Here is a 518-nt window from a genome sequence, read left to right on the forward strand (position 1 = left end):
TATCGCATCAAGCCAGAAAATCTTTCGAACGTGGTTGAGGCAACAACGGCTTTACCTATCGCTTATCGTGAAACACCTTGTTTCTCTGGTGGTTGTTATACCGATGGTGGGGTCGCGGACTCAATCCCAGTTCGTGAAGCTTATCGCCGCGGTGCACGCGAGATTACCGTGATTCTTTCCCATCCACTGAGCTACCGAATGAAGCCTCAGAAGTATCAATGGATGTTGAAAAAGCTGTTAAAAAAATTCCCAAACATTGCAGAATCAATGGCGGTACGTGCTGAAAACTATAACCAATCTTTGGAGTTCATTCGTAATCCGCCAAAAGATGCGACCATTAAGGTGATAGCGCCACCTGAGGCGTTCTCGGTTAAGCGACTCACTATGAATATAGCGGGATTGGATGCAGGTTATGAGATTGGCCTGAAAGCTGGAGAAGAACACTTGGCGATTCGCAAAGGGACCTATGATTTAGATATCGAGGACTGCCACTTCTGCATCTAGTTCTGTTTACGATA

The 518-nt window shown here is 45.9% G+C and carries 1 protein-coding gene; it reads left to right on the top strand.

Annotated elements, in window-relative coordinates; all coding sequences use genetic code 11:
- Positions 1-504, top strand: a 504-nt coding sequence (locus tag A3712_RS22840; RefSeq protein WP_231891869.1) for a DUF6363 domain-containing protein, incomplete at its 5' end; no start/stop codon positions are given.
- Positions 505-518 lie beyond the last annotated feature (14 nt).

It is taken from the genome of Vibrio sp. HI00D65, from assembly GCF_001635455.1.
Taxonomy (GTDB): domain Bacteria; phylum Pseudomonadota; class Gammaproteobacteria; order Enterobacterales; family Vibrionaceae; genus Vibrio.